Genomic DNA, 1,790 nt, shown 5'->3' on the forward strand with positions numbered 1-1,790 from the left:
CCCGTCGGCGCGGCCACCGTTGTGCCGTTGCCGTTCTGGCACATGTCGGGCGTGGACCGATGACCTGAAAAACGTGGTGCGCAAGCCCGTCCTTCAGTGCGGGGCTTGCGTGTTCACGCCGGGCGGCGCTGGCCTTCGATGTACTCGCGTAGCACCGGCAGCGGCGCGCCACCGGCCGCTACGGCGAAGTACGACGGCGACCAGAAGTGGCCGCGCAGGCTGTGCCGGTTCACCCGGCCGGTGAACGCGGCGAGCCTCGCGCCGACGTCGTCGCACACGTCCCGCATGATCTGCCCGTAACGGTTGAGCATCGCCGCGTTGAGCACGCCGCGCCGGTACTTCGTCACGAAGACCAAATGCACGTGCAGGGCCGAAACCACATGTCTGCCATGACGGTAATCGTCACGGTCGATCACAGACCAAGTATGATGGGTGGCATGCCGACCGTGCGGTACCGCTACCGCGCCTACCCGAGCCCGGGCCAGGAACAGATACTTGCGCGCACGTTCGGCTGTGCCCGCGTCGTCTACAACGACGCGCTGCGGGTTCGGGACGAGGCGCGCGCCGCCGGGGAGAAGATCTCCGACACCGAGGTGCAGCGGCGGGTGGTCACCCTCGCCAAGCAGACCGAGGACCGGGCGTGGCTCAGTGAGGTGTCCTCGGTGGTGCTGGTCCAGGCCTGCCAGGATGCGCGGCGGGCGTTGCGGAACTGGTTCGACTCGCTGTCCGGGAAGCGGAAGGGCCGGAAGGTGGGCCATCCACGTTTCCGGTCGCGTAAGGACGCCCGGCAGTCGGTCCGGCTCACCCGCAACGGCTTCGGTGTCACCGGCCGGGGTGTGCGGGTCGAGAAGGTCGGCGACCTGCGGTTGGAGTGGTCGCGTCCGTTGCCGTCGGTTCCCTCGAGCGCGACGGTGATCCGGGAGGCGGACGGCCGGTTCTACGTGTCGTTCGTCGTCGAGGTTGACGATGTGTCTTTTCCTGCGGTGGATACCGAGGTCGGTGTCGATCTCGGGTTGGACCGGTTGGTGACGCTGTCGACGGGTGAGGTGGTCGCGAATCCGCGCCCTCTGCGGTCGAAGCAGCGCAGGCTTGCCCGGGCGCAGAAGGATCTGGCCCGTAAGCGGAAGGGCTCGGCAAACCGTCGCAAGGCGGTCCGGCGGGTGGCGGTCGGGCATCGGAAGGTGCGGGAGACCCATCGCGATCATCATCACAAGGTGGCCGGTCGGCTGGTCCGCGAAAACCAAACGGTCTGTGTCGAGGATCTGGCCGTGGCGGGTCTGGCTCGGACAAGGCTGGCCCGATTGGTGCACGACGCGGGCTGGGCGATGCTGGTCGGTCTGATCGAGCAGAAGGCTGCCCGCCGGGGCCGGGCCGTGGTGAAGGTGGGCAGGTTCTTCCCGTCGTCGCAGGTCTGCTCGGCCTGCGGGAGGAAGGACGGGCCGAAACCACTGGCGGTCCGGGAGTGGACCTGCCCGTCCTGCGGAACGCGGCAAGCCCGGGACGTCAACGCGGCCCGGAACATTCTGTTCGAGGGACGACGCATGCTGGCCGCCGGGCGGGCGGACACCCTAAACGCCTGTGGAGCCGAGGTAAGCCCGGGACCTGTCCCGGCTGTTGGCCGTGAAGCAGGAACCCTCCGAGGTGCCGCGTGAGTGGCACGGTAGGAATTCCCGGCCTTCAAGCCGGGGAGGAGACGTCAATGTCATGATGAGGCCCAGCTGGGCCTAGGCGGACAAGCTGGGGGTGTGGTAAGGCCCGGGCCCGGTCGCCTCCGGTCGCCTCCGGTCGCC

At 68.5% G+C, this 1,790-nt stretch carries 2 protein-coding genes; one reads left to right on the forward strand and one right to left on the reverse strand.

Annotated elements, in window-relative coordinates; genetic code table 11:
* Positions 1-113: 113 nt before the first annotated feature.
* Positions 114-416, reverse strand: coding sequence for a transposase (locus tag AC08OV_RS13570; RefSeq protein ID WP_476614898.1), 303 nt, complete (start codon positions 414-416; stop codon positions 114-116).
* Positions 417-437: 21 nt separating this feature from the next.
* Between AC08OV_RS13570 and AC08OV_RS13575 the strand changes: the two genes are divergently transcribed.
* Positions 438-1,652 carry an RNA-guided endonuclease InsQ/TnpB family protein gene (locus tag AC08OV_RS13575; protein WP_476614897.1) on the forward strand — a complete coding sequence of 405 codons (1,215 nt, stop codon included), beginning with the start codon at positions 438-440 and terminating at the stop codon, positions 1,650-1,652.
* Positions 1,653-1,790 lie beyond the last annotated feature (138 nt).

Source organism: Frankia sp. CeTa3Moorea, from assembly GCF_978021225.1.